General features: G+C 73.5%; 21 protein-coding genes and 1 pseudogene. 11 read left to right on the top strand and 11 right to left on the bottom strand.

Annotation, left to right across the window (positions count from 1 at the left end; all coding sequences use genetic code 11):
• The first annotated feature begins 167 nt into the window (after window positions 1–167).
• The 10 genes from rpmH (at window position 168) to CFP66_RS48535 (ending at window position 8,505) form a co-directional block, all read left to right on the top strand.
• The gene (rpmH, locus tag CFP66_RS11820; RefSeq protein WP_094922974.1) at window positions 168–311 is read left to right on the top strand and encodes a 50S ribosomal protein L34; all 144 of its coding nucleotides are present in this window, start codon (window positions 168–170) and stop codon (window positions 309–311) included.
• Between the two features lie 13 nt (window positions 312–324).
• Window positions 325–711: a ribonuclease P protein component gene (rnpA, locus tag CFP66_RS11825; protein WP_094922976.1), complete on the top strand. Its 387-nt coding sequence runs from the start codon at window positions 325–327 to the stop codon at window positions 709–711.
• A complete protein-coding gene (gene yidD / locus CFP66_RS11830) occupies window positions 704–988 on the top strand; it encodes a membrane protein insertion efficiency factor YidD (protein WP_094922977.1) in 285 nt (94 codons plus the stop codon). The genes rnpA and yidD overlap by 8 nt, the downstream gene beginning before the upstream one ends.
• Complete coding sequence (yidC, locus tag CFP66_RS11835) at window positions 982–2,172, top strand: membrane protein insertase YidC (RefSeq protein WP_094922979.1); 1,191 nt, start codon at window positions 982–984, stop codon at window positions 2,170–2,172. Before yidD ends, yidC begins: the two co-directional genes overlap by 7 nt.
• Before the next feature lie 93 nt (window positions 2,173–2,265).
• Entirely contained in the window at window positions 2,266–2,778 is a 513-nt protein-coding gene (locus CFP66_RS11840; RefSeq protein ID WP_198961382.1) for a R3H domain-containing nucleic acid-binding protein, read from the top strand.
• A 70-nt stretch (window positions 2,779–2,848) separates the two neighbouring features.
• Window positions 2,849–3,493, top strand: coding sequence for a 16S rRNA (guanine(527)-N(7))-methyltransferase RsmG (rsmG, locus tag CFP66_RS11845; protein ID WP_094923139.1), 645 nt, complete (start codon window positions 2,849–2,851; stop codon window positions 3,491–3,493).
• A 23-nt stretch (window positions 3,494–3,516) separates the two neighbouring features.
• Window positions 3,517–4,449, top strand: a complete 933-nt coding sequence (locus tag CFP66_RS11850; RefSeq protein ID WP_094923141.1) for a ParA family protein — start codon at window positions 3,517–3,519, stop codon at window positions 4,447–4,449.
• Window positions 4,450–4,451: 2 nt separating this feature from the next.
• On the top strand, window positions 4,452–5,510 hold the full coding sequence (locus CFP66_RS11855; protein WP_233159339.1) for a ParB/RepB/Spo0J family partition protein: 1,059 nt from the start codon (window positions 4,452–4,454) through the stop codon (window positions 5,508–5,510).
• A gap of 486 nt (window positions 5,511–5,996) precedes the next feature.
• A complete protein-coding gene (locus CFP66_RS11860; RefSeq protein WP_094922982.1) occupies window positions 5,997–6,188 on the top strand; it encodes a hypothetical protein in 192 nt (63 codons plus the stop codon).
• 2,059 nt (window positions 6,189–8,247) lie between these two features.
• Entirely contained in the window at window positions 8,248–8,505 is a 258-nt protein-coding gene (locus CFP66_RS48535) for a hypothetical protein (protein WP_198961383.1), read from the top strand.
• Window positions 8,506–11,022: 2,517 nt separating this feature from the next.
• On the opposite strand, the gene CFP66_RS11870 is transcribed toward CFP66_RS48535, so the two are convergent.
• On the bottom strand, window positions 11,023–11,979 hold the full coding sequence (locus CFP66_RS11870; protein ID WP_094922983.1) for a D-alanine--D-alanine ligase: 957 nt from the start codon (window positions 11,977–11,979) through the stop codon (window positions 11,023–11,025).
• Between the two features lie 47 nt (window positions 11,980–12,026).
• Window positions 12,027–13,331, bottom strand: a complete 1,305-nt coding sequence (locus CFP66_RS11875; protein WP_369805026.1) for a PLP-dependent aminotransferase family protein — start codon at window positions 13,329–13,331, stop codon at window positions 12,027–12,029.
• A 235-nt stretch (window positions 13,332–13,566) separates the two neighbouring features.
• Here CFP66_RS11875 and CFP66_RS11880 point away from each other — a divergent pair, with 235 nt between their 5' ends.
• Window positions 13,567–14,268: a GNAT family N-acetyltransferase gene (locus CFP66_RS11880; RefSeq protein WP_143517226.1), complete on the top strand. Its 702-nt coding sequence runs from the start codon at window positions 13,567–13,569 to the stop codon at window positions 14,266–14,268.
• Window positions 14,269–14,323: 55 nt separating this feature from the next.
• On the opposite strand, the gene CFP66_RS11885 is transcribed toward CFP66_RS11880, so the two are convergent.
• The 9 genes and pseudogenes from CFP66_RS11885 to CFP66_RS11920 all read right to left on the bottom strand — a co-directional run bounded on the left by CFP66_RS11885 (window position 14,324) and on the right by CFP66_RS11920 (window position 24,933).
• Complete coding sequence (locus tag CFP66_RS11885; RefSeq protein WP_094922985.1) at window positions 14,324–15,481, bottom strand: N-acetylmuramoyl-L-alanine amidase; 1,158 nt, start codon at window positions 15,479–15,481, stop codon at window positions 14,324–14,326.
• Between the two features lie 195 nt (window positions 15,482–15,676).
• A pseudogene (trxA, locus tag CFP66_RS11890) lies at window positions 15,677–16,006 on the bottom strand (thioredoxin); the annotation flags it as partial.
• A gap of 42 nt (window positions 16,007–16,048) precedes the next feature.
• Complete coding sequence (gene trxB / locus CFP66_RS11895) at window positions 16,049–17,062, bottom strand: thioredoxin-disulfide reductase (RefSeq protein WP_233159341.1); 1,014 nt, start codon at window positions 17,060–17,062, stop codon at window positions 16,049–16,051.
• Window positions 17,063–17,160: 98 nt separating this feature from the next.
• Window positions 17,161–17,928: a hypothetical protein gene (locus CFP66_RS11900; protein WP_094922989.1), complete on the bottom strand. Its 768-nt coding sequence runs from the start codon at window positions 17,926–17,928 to the stop codon at window positions 17,161–17,163.
• Complete coding sequence (sigM, locus tag CFP66_RS11905) at window positions 17,925–18,476, bottom strand: RNA polymerase sigma factor SigM (RefSeq protein WP_094922991.1); 552 nt, start codon at window positions 18,474–18,476, stop codon at window positions 17,925–17,927. Before sigM ends, CFP66_RS11900 begins: the two co-directional genes overlap by 4 nt.
• 61 nt (window positions 18,477–18,537) lie before the next feature.
• Entirely contained in the window at window positions 18,538–20,250 is a 1,713-nt protein-coding gene (locus CFP66_RS11910) for a protein kinase family protein (protein WP_143517227.1), read from the bottom strand.
• A 44-nt stretch (window positions 20,251–20,294) separates the two neighbouring features.
• Window positions 20,295–21,992 (bottom strand): murein biosynthesis integral membrane protein MurJ, encoded by a 1,698-nt coding sequence (gene murJ, locus CFP66_RS11915; protein ID WP_233159342.1) that lies wholly within the window; start codon window positions 21,990–21,992, stop codon window positions 20,295–20,297.
• Window positions 21,989–24,442 carry a DUF6049 family protein gene (locus CFP66_RS49135; RefSeq protein WP_143517228.1) on the bottom strand — a complete coding sequence of 818 codons (2,454 nt, stop codon included), beginning with the start codon at window positions 24,440–24,442 and terminating at the stop codon, window positions 21,989–21,991. The genes murJ and CFP66_RS49135 overlap by 4 nt, the downstream gene beginning before the upstream one ends.
• On the bottom strand, window positions 24,439–24,933 hold the full coding sequence (locus CFP66_RS11920; protein ID WP_094922996.1) for an NUDIX hydrolase: 495 nt from the start codon (window positions 24,931–24,933) through the stop codon (window positions 24,439–24,441). Before CFP66_RS11920 ends, CFP66_RS49135 begins: the two co-directional genes overlap by 4 nt.
• Window positions 24,934–25,289 lie beyond the last annotated feature (356 nt).

Consider the following 25,289-nt stretch of genomic DNA (forward strand, 5'->3'; position numbering starts at 1 on the left):
TACCCTGGAACCAACCGTGCCCGTGCATGACGTGTGCCGTGTGCTGCCCGAGGGTGGCGCGCGGTCCGCGTGCGGGTACCGAAGCACCGCCAGCACCACCGTCCGAACCAGCGAATCATGATCAGCGACGGCGTGCCCCGCACCGCAGTCGACCAGGAGAGCCAACCGTGAGCAAGGGCAAGCGCACCTTCCAGCCCAACAACCGCCGCCGGGCCCGTACGCACGGCTTCCGGCTGCGGATGCGCACCCGTGCGGGCCGCGCCATCGTCGCCGCCCGCCGTGTCAAGGGCCGCCAGCGGCTCTCCGCCTGATCCGGCCGTTCCGGTGTTGCCGGCCGGGTCCCGGCTCACGCACCGGGACGAGTTCGCGTCCGTGCTTCGGCGGGGGCGCCGCAGCGGTCGGTCCCGGCTCGTCGTCCACCTCAAGTGCGACGTCGGGCCGATCGACGGCGCGCCCACGAACGAGATGTCCCGCCCGCGCGCCGGGCTCGTGGTGAGCAAGGCGGTCGGTGGGTCCGTGGTCCGGCACCGCGTCAGCCGCCGGCTGCGCCACCTGCTGGCCCCGCGGCTGGGCACGCTGCCCGCGGGGTCGCTGCTCGTGATCCGCGCGCTGCCTCCCTCCGCCTCCGCCTCGTCGGCCGAGCTCGCCGAGGACCTGGACTCGGGGCTGAAGACCGCCCTGCGCAAGGTGTCCGGAGCGCGGCGTGGTTGAGGCGCGGCGTTTCCCGCTCTCGCGTATCCCCATCGCGCTCCTGCGCGGCTACCAGCGCTGGGTGTCGCCTGCGCTGCCACCGACCTGCCGCTTCTACCCCACCTGTAGCGCGTACGCCATCGAGGCCCTGCAGGTGCACGGGCTGCTGCGCGGTTCGTGGCTCACCGTCAGGCGGCTGGCCCGCTGCGCACCGTGGCACCCTGGCGGTGTCGACCCGGTGCCGCCGCGCCGTCCTCGCTCGGCCCGGAACCACTTCGAGGAGCAAGCCCCGTGCTGAACTTCATCTACTACCCGGTCTCGTTCATCCTCTGGGTCTGGCACAAGGCGTTCGGTTTCCTCCTCGGCCCCGACAGCGGCCTCGCCTGGGCGCTGTCGGTGATGTTCCTGGTCTTCACGCTGCGCGCCATCCTCTACAAGCCGTTCGTGCACCAGGTGCGCTCCATGCGCCGCATGCAGGAGTTCCAGCCGGAGATCGCGAAGCTTCGCAAGAAGTACGCGAACGACCGGCAGAAGCAGGCCGAGGAGATGCAGCGGCTCCAGAAGGACCACGGCGTCAACCCGCTCGGGGGCTGCCTGCCGGTCCTCGTGCAGGTGCCGGTGTTCATCGGTCTGTTCCACGTGCTGCGCGAGTTCGGTCCGCTGACCAAGGACGGGCTGCCGCGCACCGAGAACTACTTCTTCGGGCTGTCGGAGGTCGAGTCCTTCAACCGCTCCTCCCTGTTCGGCGCGAAGCTCGGCAACTGGGTGCTGCAGGGCGAGGAGTTCCTCAACGCGGCCGGCACGTCGGTCGCCTCGATGATCATCGTGATGATCCCGCTGATGATCGCCGCGGGCGTCTTCACACACATCACGGCCCGGCACTCGGTGGCCCGCCAGACCGCGGCGCAGGCCGAGAACCCGCAGACCGCGATCATGAACCGGCTGATGCTGTACGTGTTCCCGATCGGTGTGGTCGTGGGCGCGCCGTTCCTGCCGCTCGCCGTGCTGCTGTACTGGGTCTCGAACAACCTGTGGACGCTCGGCCAGCAGTACGTCGTCTACAAGCGCATCGACGTCGAGGAGAGCGCCAAGCGCGAGCAGGCCGCCGTCACCCGTCAGGCGCGCGCCCCGCGTCCCGGCCAGAAGCCGGTGCGCCCGGAGGCCACGCCCGATGAGGAGGACAAGCCCGCCAAGCGACCGGGGGCCAAGCCGGTGATGCGCAAGAAGGGCGCCGACGGCGCGTCGGCCAACGGCGCCACGCCGGGAACGAACGGCGGCTCCGCCCCCGCGGCGAAGGACGGTGCCGCGGACGCGGCTGAGGATCCTGCCGAGGACGCCGTGACCAACAGCGCCACGAACAGCGCCACGAACGGTGCGACGGACGGCGCGGGCGCCGGCAGCAGCCAGAGCCGCGGTGCGCGGAGCGCCCGCAGCGGAGGCAGCTCGCGACCGCCGGCGCGCCGCCCCCGCAAGCGCCGCTGACCCACGAACCATTCGCGGTCGCCGGTACCGGCGGCTGCAGCGTCGCGCGCCGGGATCGGGGCGCGACGCACCTGTTCAGAGAGGAGACGCATCGTGCCGAAGACTGCGCAGGACGGGGCCACCTCCGCCACCACCTCCGGTGAGGACCAGCTGGTACGGGAGGGCGACATCGCGGGCGACTACCTCGAGCGCCTGCTCGACGTCCTCGACTACGACGGCGACATCGACCTCGACGTCGAGGCGGGGCGCGCGATCGTCAGCATCGACGGCGGTGAGGACCTGGAGAAGCTCGTTGGCGACCGCGGTGCGGTGCTCGAGGCGCTGCAGGAGCTCACCAGGCTTGCCGTGCAGCAGGCATCGGGCAACCGCAGCAGGCTGATGCTCGACATCGCCGGCTGGCGCCAGGCCCGGCGCGACGAGCTCACCGAGCTCGGCAGCCGCACGGCCAAGGACGTGCTGGAGTCGGGCGAGTCCGTGCGGCTGCGTCCGATGACGCCGTTCGAGCGCAAGGTCGTGCACGACGCCGTCGCCGGCGTGAAGGGCGTCTCCAGCGAGAGCGAGGGCGAGGAACCGCGCCGGCAGGTCATCGTCTTCCGCGGTGCCTGACCTCGGTGTCGACGCCGGTGGCGGCGATCCGGGCGGCGGCGAGCAGGGTGCCGGCGACACGGCGCGGGACATCGCCGTCTTCGGCGACCGGCTCCCGCTGGCGCGGCGTTTCGCCGAGCACCTCTGCACGTCGGGCGTCGAGCGCGGCCTGATCGGGCCGCGGGAGGCTCCCCGCGTCTGGGAGCGGCACGTGCTGAACTGTGCGGTCGTCGCCTCGCTCCTGCCGGACGGCGCTCGTCTGGTGGATGTGGGCTCGGGGGCGGGGCTGCCCGGGATACCGTTGGCGCTTGCCCGGCCTGATTCCCACATCGTCCTCGTCGAACCGCTCGCCCGTCGTGTCGACTGGTTGCGTGAGGTGATCGCGGATCTCGGCGTGGCGGTGGACGTGGAGCGCGGCCGGGCCGAAGATGATGTGGTGCGGCGGCGATGGGAGGGGGCCGACGTGGTGACCGCTCGGGCCGTTGCGCCGCTGGACCGGTTGGCCGGCTGGTGCCTGCCGCTGCTCCGTCCGGGCGGGCGCATGCTCGCCATCAAGGGTGCGAGCGCAGCGGACGAGGTCGAGCGCAACATCGGCGCCATCCGCCGGCTCGGCGGTGGGGTCCCCTGGATCGAGCGGTGCGGTGCCGGGATGATCGACCCTCCGAGCACCGTGGTCGTCGTCGAGCGGGAGACCATTCGGCCGGTCCCCTCGCGGCGTAGGAGAGGGCAGGCGTGACGTTCAAGGTGTCCCAGTACGAGATGTCCCCGGACCAGGCGCCGCATGTTCCACGTGAAACACCGGGGTGGACGCCCATCGCGGAGGAGGCGGAGCGGGCCGCGCGGGTCCTGCACCCCGACCGGTACCGCATGCCCCGCCCCACGCACCGGCGCGTGCTGACGGTCGCGAACCAGAAGGGCGGCGTCGGCAAGACCACCACGACCGTGAACCTGGCCGCGGCGCTGGCGATGCACGGCGTCCGGGTCCTGGTGATCGACCTCGACCCCCAGGGGAACGCGAGCACCGCGCTCGGCGTCGAGCACCGGCTCGGCACGCCCTCGGTGTACGAGGCGCTGCTCGGGGAGATCCGGTTGGCCGAGGCCGCGGCCGAGAGCACGGCCTCACCCAACCTGCTCTGCGTGCCGGCCACGATCGACCTCGCAGGCGCCGAGATCGAGCTCGTCAGCATGGTGGCCCGGGAGAACCGGTTGATGCAGGCGCTCTCCGAGGAGGCGCTGGAGGAGCTGGACGTCGACTACGTCTTCGTCGACTGCCCCCCGTCGCTCGGCCTGCTCACGGTCAACGCGCTCGTCGCGGCCAAAGAGGTGCTCATCCCCATCCAGTGCGAGTACTACGCACTCGAGGGCCTCGGCCAGCTTCTGAGCAACATCGACCTGGTGCGCGCACACCTCAACACCGCGCTGCACGTGTCGACGATCCTGCTCACGATGTACGACGGCCGCACCAAGCTCGCCGACCAGGTCACGAGCGAGGTCCGTTCGCACTTCGGCTCGGAGGTCCTGCGCACGGTGATCCCGCGCAGCGTCAAGGTCTCCGAGGCCCCCGGCTACGGCCAGACGGTGCTCGCCTACGATCCGGGCTCCCGCGGTGCGATGAGTTACGTCGACGCCGCGCGTGAGATCGCGGAGCGCGGCGCCCAGATGGGCGTTGCCCAGCGCCAGGACGGGCGGTAGCCATGATGACCGAGCGCGAGACGCCTCCGGCGCGGCTGCCGGCCCCCCAGCGCAAGGGCGGGCTCGGGCGCGGGTTGGCCGCGCTCATCCCCACCGCGCCCGCCCAGCCGGAGAGCGCGGGCGCACCGAGCACCGGTCAGGGCCCGCGTGCGACGTCGGCGTTGCCGAAGCCGGCGGTCGCCACGGCGCCGGGGGCGCCCACCGCACCCGGGCCCGACGGGGCGGCTGCCGAGCAGTCGGCGCCCGCGTCGGTAGGCGGCGCGGTGTACCGGGAGATCGACCTCGCTGCCGTGCGGCCCAACCCGCACCAGCCCCGCACCCAGTTCGACGAGGAGGCGCTCGCCGAGCTGGAGCACTCCATCCGCGAGTTCGGGCTGCTGCAGCCGATCGTGGTGCGTGAGGCCTCTCCCGGTTCCTACGAGCTGGTGATGGGCGAGCGGCGCTGGCGGGCCGCTCAGCGCGCCGGCCTCGCTCGGCTGCCGGCGATCGTCCGCAGCACCGGCAACGACGCCATGCTGCGCGACGCGCTCCTGGAGAACATCCACCGCGTCCAGCTGAACCCGCTCGACGAGGCGGCGGCCTACGAGCAGCTCCTCGCCGAGTTCGGGGTCACGCAGACCGAGCTGGCCGACCGGCTGGGGCGCAGCCGACCGGTCGTCACGAACACGATCCGCCTGCTGAAGCTCCCGGTGTCGGTCCAGCGGCGGGTCGCTGCAGGGGTGTTGTCCGCCGGTCACGCCCGCGCCCTGCTCGGCGTCGAGGACGCGGGCCAGCAGGAGGAGCTGGCCACCCGCATCGTGGCGGAAGGCCTCTCGGTGCGCGCCACGGAGGAAGCGGTCGTGCTGTTGCGGCGTGACTCCCCCACGAGCGCTCCGAAGCCGAACCGTCGCAAGCAGATGCAGGCGCCCGGGCTGCAGGATCTGGCCGAGCGGCTCTCCGACGCCTACGACACCCGCGTCAAGGTCGAGCTCGGGCAGCGCAAGGGACGGATCGTGGTCGAGTTCGGCTCGGTCGAGGACCTCGAGCGGATCGCCCGCATCATGGACCGGGCCGGGGACTGACCGCGGCTACCCCGGATGCACGGGGTTGGGACGCCAACGTTATGACAGGCCGCTCCGGGTTTCCGCGGGTCCCTGGACAGGCCGCCGTCGGTCCCAATCGGCGCCCGAGCGCGCGGTCTTGCGCGCCGCCATCGTGATCTCGGCGCAGGAACGATCGCGCCCCGGTTCCCGACCGCGCCACCACAAGTCCGAGATCGAGCTTTCCGGTGCCGGTGTTCGTCGCTCTCGACGTCGGCCCCACTCGCGCCGGTGACGGCGCTCGGCGGGCGCGGGCTCGGCGTGGACCACGCGCAGCTGGTCGCGCGAGATCGAGGGCGTTGCCGAACCGCGTCCGTGATGTCGGATGGTGATCGATGCGAGCAGCGCCTGACGTCGTCGCGGCAGCTCCCCTGCACTACTCGGACCGATCATCCGGCCATGATCATCCCGACTGGCACGCCACTGTCGCCGCGCCCGCCTTCAGGTGCTGATCAGATCGATCACCGCGTGCCGCGTCCCGGCGGCGCTCCCCTGACGGCCGAGCGAGAATCGGCCGGCCCGCAAGCAACCCCTGGCATCGAGGAGCTGGCGGGGCTGCTGACGGCGGGTCGGCGCCGCGCGGCCGCCCACCGCGTGGCGGGCTGGGGCAGCGACGACGCCGTCTTCGGCCACCTCGACGGCCGCCTGCTCGCCCCCTGACTCGCCTCGCCGCGACGCGCGCACACCCTTGCGTGTGGCCCCGGTGCGGCCCGGAGGCTCGCGGGCCCGTGCGCGGCCGCTACGGGCGCGTGGTGCTCCAGTGAGGGGGGTCGTGGCGAACCCGCCGTCGTGCAACGGGCGCTGCTGCTGCGTACGCGGCCCGGTGGCCGGCGCTGGTGCTCGCGGGGCGATGTGTGGATCGATAGCGCGGCGCCGGGTGGAGCGCGCCATCGTCGTGATCGTCAGTTGGATGTCGGAACGGTCGTATCGAGCGCGGTTCCAGATCGCGTCGTCAGCCCCTGGGCGACCGGCCGAATCGTGCGGAGCCGGGGCTGGAAGTCGTGCGTGTCATCGGCGGTGATCACGGGTTGGTCGGCCATCATCGGAGATCGGCTGGCGACCCATCTCCCCGATTGGCGCGTAGCACTCGCCCCCGCCGTTCCTGGAGTGACCATGTGTCGTCGTTCGCGACCGCGTTCGGCGGAACCGCGGGTCGGTCGCGCAAGGACCTGCGGGCGCCGGCAGCTGAGGCAGGTTCGAGCGGCAGCGCGGTACGGGGGCGCGCTCGCGGACGTTGTTTCACGTGGAACACCAGCACGGGTTGCGCGCGTGGAGCGCATCCGCGGCCGTCATCGAGCGGGAGGTTGCCTTCCATGTGGCCATGGCGGGTTGGCCGGGTACCGCGGGCTGGAGGAGGCCTCGAGATCGAGAGTCACCCGCAGCCGCCGGGCGGTACGGGGCGCGCTCGCGGACGTTGTTTCACGTGGAACAGCAGCCCGGGTTGCGCGCGTGGAGCGCATCTGCGGCCGTCATCGAGCGGGGGGTCCGCCTTCCATGTGGCCGGGCACCGCGGGCTGGAGATCGGGAGTCCAGCGCAGCCGCCGGGTCCGCGTCATACGCGTGAGGACGGCGGTGCCGGTTCATGGCCGCGGTCGCCGGACTCACCCGCCGTTCCCGTCCTGCGTCCCGACGGCGAACGGCAGCGGATCGAGTCGGCCGGCGCGGCTCGGCCGGGCCGGACAGCCGGGGCCGCCGGGGCGACCGCGCTGGCGGCCGGCGCGGTCTGGCCGACCTGATCGGCGTGCGCCGCCGGATGTGTGAGGTGTAGATGCGCCGTCGGGCACCTCGACGATCAGCTCGCGGATGAGGCTCGGCGAGGTCGGCCCGTCGCCGCGACCAGGTCGTCCGCGGGCGGGGCACGTCACCGCTGAGCGGCCGGCCACGCGGTCCCCGGGGCGGCGCGAGTGGGGGCCCGGTGCGAGCTGGTCCCGCGCCTCGTGGCCGCTCTCGAGGCCGGTGGAGTGGCTCGGTGCGAGCCCGGTCGTGCCGGGCGCTCCCGGCGCTCGTGCGGCGACGCTGCATCCATTCCGGAGCGGCGATCTCATGGTGGCGCGGGAGCCGGCTGCGGACCTGAGCCGCGGCTCGCCTCGGTCGAGCAGGGCATGCACGAGCGTGCCCCCGGCCGCCGCACGCCGACGGGCGACGGGCTCTGCGATCGGTACCCGGCCGACGCTGCCCCGACCATGGGGCAACCGCGGCATCCGGCTCGGGAGGACCATGTGGACCCGGCTCTGCTTCCGCGCGTCGGCGCCGGGCTGGGCCGGCCACGCGGCGCAAATGCGAGGGGTATCCCGGGCGTCGCGAGCCGCCGTCGCATGCGGCACCTCGTCGGCGCGTACGACCCAGCCCGGGGCCGCGGCATCCGGAACCGGGGCGTCAGCGGCCATGAGTCGCCCGGGGAGGCCGCACCCTCCCGACCGGGTCAGCCGGCCCCGGCCGTTCGGTCCCCGTCCGCGGGCCGGATCTCGCGGTGGTCGCTTCCGGACGCGCGTGCTCGACGGAGCACGCGTCCGTTGCCCGCCATGCCGGGTCGCCCCGGTCGTTCTGTCGGCGGGCCGGGCGCTCCAGGGGGAACAAGTGCCGGATCCCCCAACCGCGCCGGGTGCCCGGATCCTCGCGGCCGGCTTCGGTCGACGCGCGGGGTTCACGTCCACGCCTGCCGGCTCGCCGTGTACGCCGGAAGACGAGCCAGAACTGCGAGGAATCGTTCTTCGGGCACGTGCACCGCCACTCCGCGTGGCTGCGCTACGGGTTCGGCGCCGAACCCGACGGCACGCTGGTCTACGCCGCGGCCGGCATCCTGTTCGACGGTGGCGCCTACGCCTCCTCCACCGGCGCGATCGTGGGCAACGGGGCACGCAGGGACTGGGCCCGTACCGGATCCCGAACGCCCGCGGCGTCTACACGCACACCCCGCCGGTCTCGGCACGCACGCTGCGATCGCGGCTCCTGGGCGATCGGCACGGGCGCACGGTGACCTCGCCCGTGGTGCCCCGCCCGTTCCCGGACCTGTTGCGTCCCGAGCACCACGTCGTGTTCTTCTCCCCGTTCGCTGCGCTGCTCGTGGTGGACCTGCTCGCTGGTGGACGATCGACCGGCGCCGCAACGGGCCGGGCCCAGGGGGCGGGTTCGAGCGGCAGCGCGGAACGGGGCGCGCTCGCGGACGTTGTTTCACGTGGAACACCAGCACGGGTTGCGCGCGTGGAGCGCGTCCGCGGCCGTCACCGAGCAGGGGGTCCGCCTTGGCCGTGGCCGTGGCCGTGGTCGGGTTGGCCGGGCACCGCCGTCCTCACATGGATGACCCGGACCCGGCGGCTACGCAGGACTCGAGATCTCGAGCCTCCTCCAGCCTGCGGTACCCCAGCTGCCGGCGCCCGCAGGTCCTTGCGCGACCGACCCGCGGTTCCGCCGAACGCGGTCGCGAACGACGACACACGGTCACTCCAGGAGCGGCGGGGTCGAGTGCTGCGCGCCCATCGGCGAGATGGGTCGCCAGTCGATCTCCGATGATGGCCGACCGACCCGTGATCACCGATGACCCGCACGACCTCCAGCCCCGGCTCCGCAGGATCGCCGCAGACGACGGCCGGTCGTCCAGGGGCTGACGACGCGATCTGGAACCGCGCTCGATACGACCGTTCCGACATCGAACTGACGATCACGACGATCGCGCGCTCGACCCGACGGGCGCCGGCCGCCCGGCGCCCGTCGGGCACCGTCGCCCGCGGTGCTCGACGCCGACTTCGCCGGAGCGGGTTCGTCCCGCCGGTGCGCCGGGATCGGTCGTCGGCCGGGACCACCCCGTCGGCTGGCCATTCTGCAGCGGGGCCGAGCGATGCGCTCGCCTCGCTCGACCGCCCCGCCGAACCGGTACGGCGTCGGGCAGCTGCTCGGCGGGCCGGACGACCAGGGGTGGCACGCGCCCTCGGACTCGCCGGACGGAACGGCAGCGCGCGGCCTCGAGACTTGCGCGCGCGACGCCGACCCGCCCGCCGCGTCCTTTCGGGACGTCCTGGTGCCCGCCTGCCTCGGCGCTCTGGTGCCCCACCGTGTAGACGGGGTTCAGCGACGTCATCCGGTCCCGGCCCAGGATCGCCGTCAGTGCGGCGTGGGAGACACCCGCAACCGCTGTTGACCGAAGCCCACCGACCCGGAGGTCTTCGCCGGTCCGGGAACGGGGGCGCGCCGAAGGAGACACGGCGCACTGAGCATCCACCCGTGCCGGCTCGATGTGCCTGCGGTCCCCCGCCGTCGCGCGGCCGCCGGTGGGCGATGTGTTTCACGTGGAACATCCCAGCCGGGTGCCTGGAGGGATGGGCCGCAGAAGCAGCCCAGCCCGATCGGTCGGAGTCGGACTCCCCCACTCCACCTCGTCGACGAAGTCCTTCTCGGTGAGCGTGGAGGCGTCACGGTCGAGACGCGTGGCGCTCATGCCTGCGGCTGCTCATCGTTCCGGTGGCCGGCGCCGGCACGTTGCCGATTCACGCGCTCGCCTCGCAGTCGTGCGCCCGATCGAACCGCACGAGGATCGGGCGGCTCCGTGGAGTCGCCGCCTCCGCCCGCGGTTTGTCGGGGATCTCGCCGGCTCGTCCCCAGCCGGAGGCGCCGAGCTGCCGACGGGAACCAGTAGCGGCCCGCACGTCGATGGGTGACGGGTGGGGTGGGGCTTCGACAGGTCTCGCTGCCCGCACCGACCACCGCAGCTACTCCTCACCGGGCATCTGGTGCGCGGCAGAAGGTGGCGTGGCTCGGCGAGGTCGACGTAGGAACTCAGCGCGCATGTGCCCGGCACGGCCCCTGATTGCGAGACCGGCCTCCACCCGTCAGTTCGCCCCGTCCTCCGTGTTTCACGTGAAACAGGGCGGGTGGCCGACCAGGCAGAGCACCCGCCTGGCCGACGCAGGCTGGAGAGTGGACGCGCGTGGTCGTCGGCCGGCTGCACTCGAGGCGTCGGGGACGGCACCGCTCGGCGAATCGCACCGCGGGCGGTCGAATCCCGCTTCGACGGCGCGTGCCAACTCCCAGCGTCGGGCACGCCGCTGCTGAGCCGTGCCCGGCCTCGGCGCGCACCTGGTCGAGGAATCACTGCCACTGCGCGTCGAAGAGCGCGGCCGGTTGCACGACGATGTCACACACCCCGCCCGGGTCCTCCACCGTCGCGGCGATCCGCCCCGGCGACACCGGATGGACTCACTTCCGCCCTCACGAACCTCAGGGGCGGCCATCGGGTTTCGTCCAGCAGATCGGGTGCTGCATCCTCCGGCACCAGCGATCCGAACCTCCTCCAGGAGGAGCGCCGGTCGGTCCGCCGTCCCGCCGGGTTCGGAGGCGGTGCGCTATGGAGCGCCTCCGAGGGAGAGGATGGGCCGGCGGCCCCGGAAGACCACACACGCCCGAACAGCTGCGGGGTAGAGGCAGCTGGCCGGGTCGTGTTTCACGTGAAACGGTGCCCGCGGCGAGACGCGTGTTTCACGTGGAACAACGTCGGTTGCCGTCAGGGGGAAGGGCTGCGGGCGATCGCACGCTCGACGAGCGCGGCGTACAGCTCGCCCAGGTCCATGCCGGCGGTGCGCACAGCGGTCGGCAGCAGCGAGGTCTCCGTGAGCCCCGGGGAGACGTTCACCTCGAGCACCTGGACGGATCCGTTCTCGTCGACCACCGCGTCCGTGCGGGAGACGTCGCGCAGCCCGAGCAGCCGGTGGGCGGCGAGGGCGGTCTCCTCCAGTCGGGCGAGCACCGGTGGGTCCAACCGTGCCGGGCAGTGGAAGGTGGCCCTGCCGGGCGTGTAGCGCGCCGTGTAGTCGTAGACGCCGTCCCGGACGTCGATCTCCACCGGGGGGAGGGCCCGGGGCTCGTCGCCGTCGTCGACCACGGTGACGGCCACTTCGGTGCCGGTGACGAACCGCTCGGCGAGCACGGTGTCGGCGTAGGCGAGGCAGCTGACCATCGCGGCGGGGAGCTCGCTGCGCGCGGTGACGACCTGCGCGCCGAGCGCGGATCCGCCCTGATCGGGCTTGAGCATCAGCGGCAGGCCGAGCCGGTCGACCATCGCGTCGAGCACGGCCTGGGCCCCGAGGGCGCGGAACGTCGTGTGCGGCAGGGCCACCCAGTCCGGGGTGTCGATCCCGGACCGGGCGAGCTCCGCCTTGGCGGTCGGCTTGTCCCAGGCACGCCGGCACGCCTGTGCGGGCGTGCCGACGAACGGGATGCCGAGCAGTTCGAGCACCGCCTGCACGGAGCCGTTCTCGCCCTCTCCCCCGTGCAGGGCGATCGCGACGGCGTCCGGGCGGTCGCGGCGCAACTCGGCGACGAGCGCCCCGTCGACGTCCCACTCGCGGACGTCCGCACCCGCGCGGCGGAGCGCGGCGGCCAGCTTGCGGCCCGACCGCAGCGACACCTCACGCTCGTGCGAGAGCCCACCGGCAAGCACTGCCACCGTTCGTTCGATCACCGCCGCATTCTGCGCTACGGGGATCAAGTGGGCACGCCCCGGTGGGATCAGGGCGTGCTGGGGCTGGGCGTCTGCGGGCCCCCTGCACCGAACGCGGGTCGCGCCGGCGTGCCGAACGTGCGCATGACGTCGAGCTCCGCCTCGAGGACGCCGGCCAGCCTGCGAACGCCCTCGGTGATCCGCTCGGGTGTCGGGTAGCAGTACGACAGCCGCAGCTGGCGGGTGCCGAAGCCGTCGGCGTAGAACCCGGTGCCCGACGCGTACGCCACGCGGGCGGTGACGGCCCGCGGCAGCATCGCCTTGGTGTCGACCCCCTCGGGCACCGTCAGCCACACGTAGAAGCCGCCGTCGGGGACGTTCCACGTGCACCCGTCGGGGAGGTAGGTCTCGAGTGCGTCGAGCAGTGCGTCCCGCCGCTCGCGGTAGGCCTCGGTGAACGTCTTGATCTGGCTGCGCCAGTCGTGGCCGGCCAGGTAGCGCGACACGAGCATCTGCGTGAAGCTCGGCGGGCACAGCGTGGCCGACTCCGCGGCGAGCACGAGCCGGTCGCGGACCGCGGGAGGCACGAGCGCCCAGCCGACGCGCAGGCCGGACGCGAACGTCTTCGAGAACGACCCCAGGTACACGACGTCGCGGTCGAGGGAACGCAGCGCCGGGTAGGTGCGACCGCTGAAGCCCAGCAGGCCGTACGGGTTGTCCTCCACGACCGCGACGCCGTAGGAGGCGCAGATCTCGAGCACCTCGGCACGCCGCTCGACCGCCAGCGTGACGCCTGCGGGGTTGTGGAAGTTCGGGATCGTGTACAGCAGCTTGGGGGTGATCCCCTGGGCCGCCAGCGACCCCAGCGCCTCGCGCAGCAGTTCGGGGACGAGGCCGTGCTCGTCCATCGCGACGTGCACGACGCGCGCCTGGTAGGCGGCGAAGCTCCCGAGCGCGCCGACGTAGGACGGGCCCTCGGCCAGCACGACGTCGCCCGGGTCGCAGTAGATGCGGGTGACGAGGTCCAGTGCCATCTGCGAGCCGACGGTGACGACGACGTCGTCCGGGTCGGCGCGGATGCCCTCGAGTGCCATCACCTCGCAGATCTGCTCGCGCAGCGCCGGGACGCCCTGCGCCGAGCCGTACTGGAGGGCGACCTGCCCGTCGCGGGCGACGAGGTCCCCGACCTCGCCGGCGAGCGAATCCAGCGGAAGGGCCGCGAGGTTGGGCATGCCCCCGGCGAGCGAGACGACCTCGGGCCGGCTCGCCACGGCGAACAGCGCACGGATCTCGGACGCGGTCATGCCGGCCGTGCGTGCGGCGAACCGCTCCGTGGGTGCCGGTGCCGCCGCTGCCGCCCCCGTCGCGGGCACGATGGCGCTGGACGATGGTGGGGGCGTGGCCGGCTGCGGCACGGTAGGACCTCCCGGATCCTCGGCGACGGGGCCCAAGTGTAACCAGGATGGAGGAATCTCCTGCCGATCGTCGTGGGTGAGCCACCGGTCGCAGAAGGTGGGCTGTCGTCAGGAGGCGGATCGATCTATCGTCGTCGGGTCGGCGCGTCGAGCGACGGCGTCTCACTCGTGGTTCTGCCGCCGGAGGTTGGTCTTGTCCTGGCACGTGGCGCCACTCACTCTGGACAATCTGGACGATCTGCCCAAGCGGTGTCGCCGATGCGTCTACTGGGAGCTCTCCGAGCGCCTCGGTAGCCAGGCGTCCGACTTCGGCTCGCCGGAGCTGGAGAAGGAGGCGTGGGTCTCCGAGGTCCTGCTCGAGTGGGGCTCGTGCGGCCGCGTCGTCTACATGGCAGGTGCCCCGGCGGGATACGTCATCTACGCGCCGCCGTCCGCCGTGCCGCGTGCGGCGGAGATGCCGACCGGTCCGGTGAGCGCGGACGCGGTGCTCCTCACCACCATGCAGGTGCTACCGGAGTTCGCCGATGAAGGGCTGGGCCGCATGCTCGCCCAGGCCGTGGTGCGGGATCTGACGCGGCGCGGTGTCACGGCGATCGAGGTGTTCGGCGAGCAGCGTCCGGGTTCCGAGCCCGGCTGCCTGATCCCCGCCGATTTCCTGCGAGGCGTCGGGTTCAAGACGATCCGTCCGCACCCGCGCTACCCCCGGCTCCGGATGGAGCTCCGCTCGGGGATCACGTGGAAGGAAGACGTGGAGGCCGCGCTCGAGCAGCTGCTCGGCAGCATCACGATCCCGATGCAGACCAGCGGCGCCGCCCCGGCACCCCTACCTCGGGTACCGACCGGCGCCGGGGCGGTCGTCAGAAGCGCGTTCAGGGCGCCGTGTACGCCATCCTGACGGCCTCCCGGCAGGGTCCGAACCCGATGGGCCGGAGCCGGGTCAAGATCGCTTCTCAGATGGCCTGAGCGCCGCCGCGCTCGAGTTCGCGGGCCAGTACGTCCGAGAACGTGAACGTTCCGGTCGGCTGGTCGTCCTGGCCGAGCAGGTACAGCCGCTTGACGGCCACGAGAATGCCCTCGGCCACCACATCGCGGAACGCCGGATCGAGGAGCTTGCGCCGATCCCCGAGGTGGGTGAGGTAGCCGATCTCGACGCGCACCGCGGGCATCCGGGTGAGCCGCAGCAACTCCCACGTGCGGGCCTGGGAGTGGCAGTCCTGGAGGCCGGTGCGGATGAGCAGCTCGCGCTGGATGAACCCCGCGAGCGCCTCCCCCACCGTGGACGTGGCACCGGAGCCGTTGCCGAAGTGGAACGTGGCGAGCCCGTGTGCGTGCATGCTGCGGTTGGCGTCGGTGTGCAGCGAGAGCACGACATCGGCGCCGGCGGAGTTCGCCAGGGCTGCGCGCTCCGGGTCGGTGGGGCAGGTGTCCTCCTGCCGCGACAGCATCGCGTCCATCCCGGTGGCGGCCATCCGGCCGACGAGCCTGCGGGCGAGGTCCCACACGATGTCGGCCTCTGCCACGCCCGCGACGACGACGCCGCGGTTCGGCCCGCCGTGCCCCGGGTCGACGACGATGCGCTTGCCGCGCAGCCGCGGACCGGCCTGCCTCAGGAGCTCCTGCTCGCGCAGCAGGTGCGGCCGGCCGCCGGTGACCTTCCGGCCGAGCTGACGCAGCGAACGCAGGGTGGCGGGGCCGCACAACCCGTCAGGGACGAGGCCGTACTCGCGCTGGAACTTCCGCAGCGCGGCCTCGGTCTGCTCGTCGAAGACACCGCCGGCCCGGCCCGGGTCGTACCCGAGCTCGAGCAGCCGCTCCTGCAGGGCGACGACGTCGTCGCCGCTCATCGGTGCGGAGATCATGAGGGCGAGCATCCGGTCCCCGAGCTGCCAGCCCGCCTCGCGCAGGGCGCGGTAGGTGGCCGGCCCGACGAGCCCGTCGGTGATCAGGCCGCGTTGCTGCTGGAAGGCCCGGACGGCCTGTTCGACGTCAGCGCCGAACAGATCCTCGGGCGTGTCGGCGGGGGTGGCCGTCAGGAGGCCGAACCGTCGCAGGGTGGATCGGATCTCGACGACACCCGGACCGCTGTCACCTCGGCGCAGCAGCTGCATGCACCCCTCGCTCACTGGTCGTGGCTCGCTCTTCCCGGTCCGGCCCGCCCCGCCGGGCCGGGGCCCATTGTGCCCTGTCGGTTGCGAACGCACGGACAGCGGCCCGTATCCAGGCGTGTTCGTGTCGTGATAAACCGTGCACACAGCGATGCCCCGCCCCGGAAACCGGGGCGGGGCACCGCGGCGTGTTGCTGCTCAGCCGAGGTAGTCGGCGAGGTCGGACAGCAGCGCAGCCTTGGGCTTCGCGCCGACGATCTGCTTCACCGGCTTGCCGTCCTTGAACACGATCATCGTGGGGATGGACATCACCTGGTAGTCCCGGGCGGTGCCGGGGTTGGCGTCGATGTCCAGCTTCGCGACGGTCAGCTTCTCCTTGTTCTCGCCCGCGATCTCGTCGAGCACAGGGGCGACCATCTTGCACGGCCCGCACCAGGTGGCCCAGAAGTCGACCACGACGGTCTTGTCGCTGTTGAGGACGGCGCTCTCGAACGAGGCGTCGGTGACCTCGACGGTGTTGGCCATGGGGTTCTCCGTTTCCGTGGAAGTGACGGTGAGACGACGGTGTGGTCAGCCGGTGACGGCGGCCACCTGCTCGGCGACGGCGCCGTAGCCGCCGCCGGCGAGCTCGCTGGGTACCGGGCCCTCGGCGAGCCAACGCTCGGCGTCGATGGCCGCCGAGCAGCCGGACCCGGCGGCCGTGACCGCCTGCCGGTAGGTGTGGTCGACGAGGTCGCCTGCAGCGAACACGCCCGGGATCGCCGTGCGCGTGCTCGGCGATTCGACCGCGACGTACCCGTTCTCGTCGGTGGCCAGCGCGTCCTTCACGAGGCTGCTGCGCGGGTCGTGCCCGATGGCCACGAACATGCCGGTGACGTCGAGGGTCGACTCCTCACCGGTCTCCCTGTCGCGCAGCCTCAGGCCGGAGACGCTGCCCTCGCCGAGCACCTCGACGACCTCGACGCCCGTGCGCCAGCGCATCTTCGGGTCGTCCTTCGCGCGCTGCAGCATGATCCGGGAGGCGCGGAACTCGTCACGACGGTGCACGATGGTCACCGAGCGTGCGAAGCGGGTGAGGAAGGTGGCCTCCTCCATCGCCGAGTCGCCGCCGCCGATCACCGCGATGTCCTGGTCGCGGAAGAAGAACCCGTCACAGGTGGCGCAGGCGCTCACACCGCGGCCGAGCAGCGTCTGCTCCCCCGGGACGTCGAGGTAGCGGGCCGCGGCGCCCATCGCCAGGATGACGGCGCGCGAGCGGTAGGTGACGCCGTTGGCGCGGACGGTCTTGACGTCGCCCTCGAGGGATACCTCCTCGACGTCCTCGGCGCGCAGCTCCGCGCCGAAGCGCTGCGCCTGCCCGCGCATCTGCTCCATCAGCTCGGGGCCCATGATGCCCTCGACGAAGCCGGGGTAGTTCTCGACCTCGGTGGTGGTCATCAGCGCGCCGCCGAACTGCGTGCCCTCGAACACGAGCGGGCGCAGCTGGGCGCGCGCGGCGTAGACCGCCGCCGTGTAACCGGCCGGGCCCGACCCGATGATGATCAGTTCGCGCACGTCGTCGCCCCTGCTTGGGTCGGTGCTCACGGATTCGTCCTCCCTCGTCGCGTACACGCCCTGTAACACGATCCCAGGAACGGGCATTCCGGGGAGGGTGGGGGCTCACCACACGGACGTGAGCGGTCTCACCTGCCGATCCGCTGCAGACCGAGGAGTGTGCCGCCCTCCGGTCCGCAGTGCGGATCGACGACGACGACGTCCAGTTGTCCGAGCCGGCCGGTGGCCAGCAGGAGGAGCACGCCCGGGCGCCCGCCGAGGACGACGTCGCGCCCGCCCAGCAGGGGTGCGTCCGCGGCCACACCCGGCGGTGCCGCCTCGCGTAGGCATCCGCTGCGGCGGTGTGGGTCCGCGAGGTCTCCGACGTCGAACCGGCCCCGCACGGCGAGCCCGGTGCCCACCAGGTCCACCTCCTCGATCGGCAGCGGCGCGGGCGCCTCGGGTGCCCAGAGCACACCGCCGGCCACCGCAGCAGCGAGCACGGCGGCGGCGAGGAGCGTGGGTCGAGGCCGGTACGACCACGGCCGGCGTCGGCCGGGGTGGTCGAACCGCGGGGGCTGCGGTCCGTCGCCCGTGCGGTTCGGCTCCGGCACCGCTCCTGCAGGGGCGGGGGGACGGGGTGGATCAGCAGGCGCCACCGGGCCGCCCGGCAGCCGCGACTCCTGCTCCGCGGCCAGTGCGGCGTCCCAGCGTGCGGTGACGTCCGCGGGAACCGGCGGGTCGGCGAGCTCGGCCAGATCGGCACGCGTGGCCCCGAGCGCGCCGAGCACGGCGGCCGCACGGGGGTCGTCTGCGGCGAGTGCGCGTACCTCCGCCGACGCGGCGGGGTCGAGCAGGCCGGCGTCGAGGTCGGCGAGGAGATCGATCGGGGGTTCGGGGCGTGGTCCTACGGTCATCGCTCCTCCTCCCGCAGGTGGCCCAGCAGCACGGCCAGCCGCACCCGGCCCCGCGCACAGCGGCTCTTCACCGTGCCGACCGGGACCTCGAGGATCTCGGCCACCTCGCCCAGTGGCCAACCTTGCACGTCCACCAGCACCACCGCCAGCCGCTGCGGTGCCGGCAGGGTTGCCAGCGCCCGCTCGACCGACAGCCGCGTGACCACCTCGGCGGCGACGTCGCCGCGCCGCAGCCACGGCTCGACGTCGGCCACCGGAACGGTACTGCGTCTGCGTTCCTTGCGGATCCGGTCGATGCAGGCGTTGACGAGGATGCGGTGCAGCCAGGTGCGGACGGAGGCGTCGCCCCGGTAGCTGCCGGCACTGCGGTAGGCGGACACCAACGCCTCTTGGACGACGTCAGCGGCGTCCTCCGGGTGCTGCAGCGTGCGCGCCGCGATCCCCCACATCTTCGCGCGGTAGCGGGTGACCAGCTCGCCGAACGCCTGCTCGTCTCCCGACCGGTGCGCGGCGAGCAGATCCGCATCGGTCGGGGCGGGGGCGTCCACGACCGGAGACTAGGTCGGCGAACCCCCGACCCGTGGGCGTTCGGCAGAACTGGTGCCCGGCTCAGACGCCGGCGCGCCGGAACTCGATCTCGCCGAGCTCGCTGGTGTGCTCCGAGCCGCCACCGGACAGTTTCGTGATCCAGATCAGCACGTGCTCGACCGGCTGGCTGCCGTCGAGCGACACGGGGGTGCGCCCCGCGCCGAGGGTGACCTCGGTGATCCGCTCGGTGTCCGCGAGCGCCGCTTCGGTGCTGGGTGCGGACCGCACTTCGATGACGGTGCCGCGGCTCGGCGACTCGATCACCACCTCCGACAGCTGGACCGCGGAGGCGAAGGACACCATGATCCCGATGCCCGGCTTGAGGGCGGGGAACTGCTGGAAGTAGTTGGACGTGTTCCACGCCGTGGTGGGATCGCCGTCGATCACCCGGGTGACGCGGTCGGCGTTGTCGCGGTCCCCGACCTCGTCGTAGACGTCCACGCCGGCCACGGCGACCGTGGGGCCCGCCGGGCTCGCGGCCACCTGCGGCTCCTCCCCGGGGGCGGGCTGCACGGGCGCCCCGTCGACGACGATGGGCGGGCTGCCGTTCTCGACGAACATGTCCCCGAGCTGGACCCCGAGGTATCCGAGGACCATGAGCACCGCCGCGCCGAGCGCGGTGAGCGCGATCGTCATCTTGCGGCGCCGCTGCGGGTCGCCGGAGGTGGTGGTGGTGCGGCTGCGTTCCTGCCACACGTCGCCGGGCGCTGACGGGACGCCGTCGTGCGCGGGCGGGAACAGCGCCATCCGGTCGTCCTCGGCGACGACCTCGGTCAGCAGGCGCTGGACCGCGGCGGCGGTGTGCACGTGACCGGGGGCGCCGTCGGGTCCGAGGGTGCCGCTGGTGAGCGTGTCGAGCTCGACGGGAACGCCGGGGCGGTGCTCGGACGGCGGCAGCAGCGCGCCGGCCGGGGTGCGCTCGGCGGCGGCGAGCCCGGCCCGCGCGGCGTCGGCCGAGGACAGCGGCCAGTGCGTGGTGAGCAGGGTGTAGAGCACCGCACCCAGACCCCGGACGTCGTCGGCGGGCGTGACGTCCGAGCGCGGCAGCGCGAAGCAGAGCTGGGCGCGCCCGTCGGGGGTGATCCGCACCCGCTGCGGGTGGTCGCAGCCCAGCACGAGGCCGTGCCGGTGGGCGGCCTCGGCCGCTGCCGCGAGCGGGGCGACGGCGCGGGCCGCGGCGAGCGGCTTGATCAGCCCGTCGGCCACCACCTCGCCGAGGCTGCGGCCGGGTACCCACTCCGTGACGGCGGCACCGAGCACGTCCTCGGGAACGGTGGAAGCCCCCGGTGTGAGCACGTCGAGCAGGCGGGCGGCCCCGTTGTGCTCGAAGCTCCCGGAACGCAGCGCCCGCACGACCATCTGCTCCGCCCGGTCGACGTCGCTGAGGTCGTCCCCGAGCACGGCGCCCGGCGCGGGCCTGCGCAGCACGGTGACCGCGACGTCGCGGCGCAGGATCGTGTCCTCCGCCCGCCAGAACTCCGCGCATGCGGCCGGATCGGTGCCCACGCGGGTGCGCAGCCGGTACCGGCTGGCCAGCAGGCTGCCCGCGATCGTGCCTGACGGAACGGGTGGGACCGCGGGAGCGGTGGGGACGTCATGGGCGGGCGTGGTGCGCACGGTGGGGGCGTCGGGCGCGCTCCCGTCGGCGCGCTGCTGCTCCGGCACCAGCGGGGCCTCCTCGGACGTCTCACCAGGCGTGGCCGCACCAGACGGTGGGCTCGCCAACTCACTCACCGCTCCGCCCTCCCCGGCATTCACGCGGACCGCACCCCGCCCGGTCAGAGCCTACTGGAGCCCGCCGGGCCACGCCGAGGTTTCCCCCGGTCGACGAGCCGTTCGAGTTTGCGCACCAGGGCGGTGACCTCGGCCACCCGCAGCAACCACATCCCCAGGAGGGTGACGGGGGTGCCGAGGATCACCGCGATCGCGAGCACGCTCCACGCCCTCCCGAGCGGGGCCATGCCCGCGAGCGGTCCGGCGAGCAGCGCGACCACCCCCGCGGCGAGCAGCATCCCCGCCGTGGCGGCCAGCAGTGTGCGGCCCGCGGTGCCGAGGACCGCGCCCGTGGCGACCCTTCCCAGCCTGCGGCGCAGCAGCAGCTGGCCGAGCACCGCGCCGGCCAGGAACGAGGTGCTGTTGGCGGCCGCCAACCCGAGCACGACGTCCTGCGGGGGCAGCAGCACCGGGCAGGCGAGCATCAGCGGGACCTTCACCGCCACCACGGCGAGCTGGACGAGGGTGGCCGTGCGGTGCGCCGAGACCGCGTAGAAGACGCGGGCCTGCAGCATCGTGACCGCGAAGGGCAGCAGTCCGAACGCGGACACCCCGAGCGCCGCGCCCAGCTGCGTGGCGCCGTCGAGGTTGCCCGACCGCAGCCCGAACAGCGCCACACCGACCTCGGTACCGAACACCGTCAGCAGCACCGAGATCGGCACGAGCAGGACGGAGGCGAGTTTGCCGCCCAGCGCCAGGTCGGCCGCGACGTCGGCGGTGCGGCCCTCGGCAGCCGCGCGGCTCATCCGCGGCATCAGCGCGGTGAGCAGCGAGACCCCGAGCACGCCGTAGGGCACCTGCAGCAGCAACCACGCGTTCGTGTAGATCGCGACGGCGCCCTCGGCCGACGACGACGCCACCCGCGTGGTGACGATCAGGCCGGCCTGCCCGATCAGCACGTAGACGACGGCCCAGGCGCCGAGGCCCGCGGCGCGGCTCAGCCGGGCGTCCCAGCCCCACATGGGCCGGTAGGAGAAGCCGACCCGACGGGCGGCCGGGAGCAGCACCAGGGTCTGCACGGCGATGCCGAGCGTCGTCCCGACGCCGAGGACGAGCAACTGGGCGTTGTCGGGCACGACGAGGTAGACGGCCACGACGCCGAGGACGACCACGTTGTTGAGCACCGGGGCCCAGCCGAACGCGCCGAACGAGCCCTTGCTGTTCAGGATCGCCCCGAGCAGGGCGCCCAGGCCGTAGAAGAAGATCTGCGGCAACAGCATATACGCGAGCGTGGTGGCCAGAACCGGGTCGGCCGTCCCGGTGGTCTGCCCGCCGAGGTAGAGCCGCGTGAGCATCGGCGCCGCGAGCAGGCCCGCGGCGGTGGCCACCAGGAGCGCCGTCCCGGCCAGGGTGAGCAGCTTGCGGGTGTAGGCCTCGCCGCCGTCGGGATCCTCGCTCTGCGCCCGCACCAGCAGCGGGATCATCATGCTGCTCAGCGCCCCGCCGATCAGCAGCTCGTAGACGATGTTCGGCAGGGTGTTCGAGACGGTGTAGGAGTCGTTGAGGATCGTGTCGCCGAGCACGGTGAACAGCGCCACCTGCCGCAGGAACCCGGTGAGCCTGCTGACCAGGCTGCCCAGCGCCATGAGGCCGCTCGAGCGGCCCAGGGACGGTTCCGCCCGCTTCGCCGGCACCACGGGGATCTGCTCGGTGATCGCGTCGTCCGGCGCCGGACCGTGCGGCGGGGTCACCGCGTCGGTCACGGGCTGGGAACGCGCGGCGGGCCCGGCGGCCCGTCGCGCCCACGGTGGACCGGCGGGAGGCGGTCGGTGGCCGCGAGGGGGTCCGGGAACGGGTCGCCGGTGCGGTTGGAGCCCGGACGGTGCGGGGGCCCGGGCGGCACCTGCGGCTCCGGGCGCGGGGGCTCGGGAGGCGGGGGGCCCGTCTGACGGCGCGCCGGCTCGCCGCGGATCCGGCGCACCACCCGGCGGCCCGCCAGCACCACGAGCAGGACGCCCGCGCTCGCCGTCAGCCACACGGTGATGGTGCCGTAGGCGGTGGAGCGCACCCGCAGGCGGCTCGGTGGTCCGAGCAGCTCGCCGTCGGGCGTGCGGACCGCGGCCTGCACGCTGAACTGCCCCGAGCGCGTCACCTCGGCGCTCACGCGCACCTGCCGCCTGCCCAGCGGCGGCACCTGCTGGGGTTCGATCGGCGCGACCCGCAGCCCCGAGGACGGCAGGATCTCGACCTGGACCTCCAGCGTGACGGGGAGGCCGTTGGCCACGGTGATGAGCACGGGTGCATCCGACGTGCCGAGCGAGTACGGGCCCGGTGGCTCGAGCACGCGCACGGTGCCGCGCAGCTCGTCCACCCGCCGGGCGGGCTCCGCTGCAGCTTCGGCGGCCGCGTCCGGCCGCGTGCGCCACGCCGCCGAGGTCGCGCCCAGCAGGCTGCGCCGCAGCGGGGTGAACACCTCCTCGGGGCTGACCCCCACCCCGGAGTCGGGCACGGCGGCCGAGGCGAGGTCGTCGATCGCGGCGGCGGTGCTGCGCACGGTCTCCAGCACCGGGGCGGGGATCTCCCGCTCCCGGGTCTGCAACGGGTAGGTCGCGGGGAGCGCCTCCGCTCCGGTCGACGGGCCTGCGGCCAGCACCGCGTCCAGGCCCCGCGGGACGATGCGGCCGACGTCGAGCAGCTGGTCCACCGCGCCGAGCAGGGCCTCGGTGGCGGCGCCACCCGCCTCCCACCGGTGCGGTGGGGCGAGGACGAGCGGCCCTCCCGGCGTGGTGGTGTCGACCGCTTGCTGGGTGCGCAGGGCCAGCGCGCCGATGAGGTCCTGGGTGGAGAGCGGGCCCGGCGTGCCCGCGGGGCTGATCGACGGCGCCGACGCGCCGCGCAGCGGACCGAGGTCGTCACCAGGGGCGTCGGCCGAACCGGCCGCGCGGGTGAGGAGCGGGTCGCTGAGCACCGTGAACTGGGGCTGCTGCCCGCCCGCGATCGGATGCACGCCCGAGTTGCGGGGCACGCGGCCGGATTCGACGGCATCCGCGGTCAGCAGCACCGAGCGCCCATCGGCGTCCGCGGCGAGGGCGAGCGTCGCGTCGTCGATCGCGCCCTCGACCGGCCAGGTGACGTCCGGGACCACCGCGGTCTGCAGGAGTTCCTGCAGCACCTGCCGGCCGTCGACGATCGCCCGCGTGGCGAGCTCACCCAACCCTGCGCCGGTCAGCGCCACGAGGTCCGCGTCGGCGTAGGGCAAGGCGATGACGCAGCCGCCGCGGGCCACGGAGGCGAGCTGGTCCAGCCACCGCCCGGCAGCCGCTCCGCCGGTGCCCGGCACCGGCACGCCGTCCGGGCCGCGGACCTGGTAACCACGGGGATCGCGCATGAGCGCGGCGGTCTCGACCAGGGCCGGGTCGATCGCCAGGCACGTGGCGGCCCGGACCCGGGACTCCGCAGGCGCGTTGCGGGCGAGGGCGGCGACCATCCCGCCGAGCCGCCCGTCCGGCGCGAACGCGGTGGCCAGCTCGTCGTCGGCGAGAAGGGTGGGTTCGCCGGGGACGGTCGTGAGCCGGCGCGGCCCGTCCGTGATCGGCACGATCATCGCGAACGGCGTGGCCCCGCCCGTGGTGGCCTCCGGCACCTGGTCCGGCGTGGCCGGGTCCGGCGGCAGCGACAGCACCGGCAGCAGCATGCGCACCGCCGCCAGGCGGGCCCGCGCACCGTCGCGCGGTGCGCCGTTGACGTTCACCAGCAGCTCGTGCACGCCCGTCTGGGCCAGCGCCAGGCTCGTCTCCGGCGCACCCCGCAGCGGGACGGTCAGCCGCACCGGCAGCTGGGCACCCGGCGCGAGCTCGCCGGACAGCGGCGTGAACTGGGGAGTGACGGCGTCGGTCCGCGCACTGCCGTCCAGCGCGTCACGCAGGCCGCCCTCGGTGTCGATCGGGTTGCTGCGCTGCACCCGGACGACGAGGTCGCCGACCGGCACGTCGCCGGTGTTCGTCAGCGTGCCCGTGATGGTGAGGGCCGGTGGACCCGTGGCCGTGACGACGCGCGGCGCCATCTCCGCGAGATCGAGCCGCAGCGGCCCGGCCGATTCGGGGTTCTCCTGCGCCGGCGCCGGTGCCGCGGACGCCACCGGGCCCGGGCCCAGCAGCCCGGCCACGCTCAGCAGGGTGATCGCGACCAGCCGCAGCGCCGCGACCGGTCTCACGCGGTCTCCTCCAGCAGTTCGGTGGCCCGCCGGATCAACCGCCGCTCGTCGGCGTAGGCGAGCCGCGCCTCGAGCTCGGCCAGCGGCACCCAGGCCACTTCGGAGACCTCGACGTCCTCGTCGGACAGTTCGCCCCCGAGGGCGTGCAGCAGGTAGTGGTGCACGGTCTTGTGGACGCGACGGTCCTCCGCCACGAACCAGAAGTCGATCGTGCCGAGCGGTGCTACCACGCGGCCGATGATGCCGGTCTCCTCCTCGACCTCGCGCACCGCCGCCTGCTCCGCGGTCTCACCTGCCTCGATGTGCCCCTTCGGCAACGACCACAGCAGCCTTCCCCTGCGGTCCAACCGGCCGATGATCGCCGCGGCACCCGTGCTGTGGTCCACGACCAGTCCACCCGCCGACGTCTCGTCGACCGTGCGCAGCCGCCTGCGACGATCGGACGGCCGACCCGCGCGGCGCCCCCCGGAGCGGCCGCGGGATGTGGACATATGGCGATCGTAACGACGCGGGCTGTGTCTGATGGCCTCCGCTGCGCTCCGGCGTGCCCGCGGGCCTTTGAGGCACCGCCCGGCTCCTCCGGTGCTCGGTCGCTCGTTCCTCGCTCCCTGCGCGCCTCCCCCGCCGGACGGCGCCGGCCCGCGGGCTGTGTCTGATGGCCTCTGCTGCGCTCCGGCGTGCCCGCGGGCCTTTGAGGCACCGCCCGGCTCCTCCGGTGCTCGGTCGCTCGTTCCTCGCTCCCTGCGCGCCTCCCCCGCCGGACGGCGCCGGCCCGCGGGCTGTGTCTGATGGCCTGCGCTGCGCTCCGGCGTGCCCGCGGGCCTTTGAGGCACCGCCCGCTGGGCAC

It is taken from the genome of Pseudonocardia sp. MH-G8 (genome assembly GCF_002262885.1).
GTDB lineage: Bacteria > Actinomycetota > Actinomycetes > Mycobacteriales > Pseudonocardiaceae > Pseudonocardia.

Coding starts and splice junctions, on each gene's coding strand:
- CFP66_RS11850 (WP_094923141.1), top strand. CDS start 3,517: ATGTCCCCGGACCAGGCGCCGCATGTTCCACGTGAAACACCGGGGTGG.
- CFP66_RS11855 (WP_233159339.1), top strand. CDS start 4,452: ATGATGACCGAGCGCGAGACGCCTCCGGCGCGGCTGCCGGCCCCCCAG.
- CFP66_RS11885 (WP_094922985.1), bottom strand. CDS start 15,481: ATGCAGCTGCTGCGCCGAGGTGACAGCGGTCCGGGTGTCGTCGAGATC.
- CFP66_RS11900 (WP_094922989.1), bottom strand. CDS start 17,928: ATGACCGTAGGACCACGCCCCGAACCCCCGATCGATCTCCTCGCCGAC.
- CFP66_RS11920 (WP_094922996.1), bottom strand. CDS start 24,933: ATGTCCACATCCCGCGGCCGCTCCGGGGGGCGCCGCGCGGGTCGGCCG.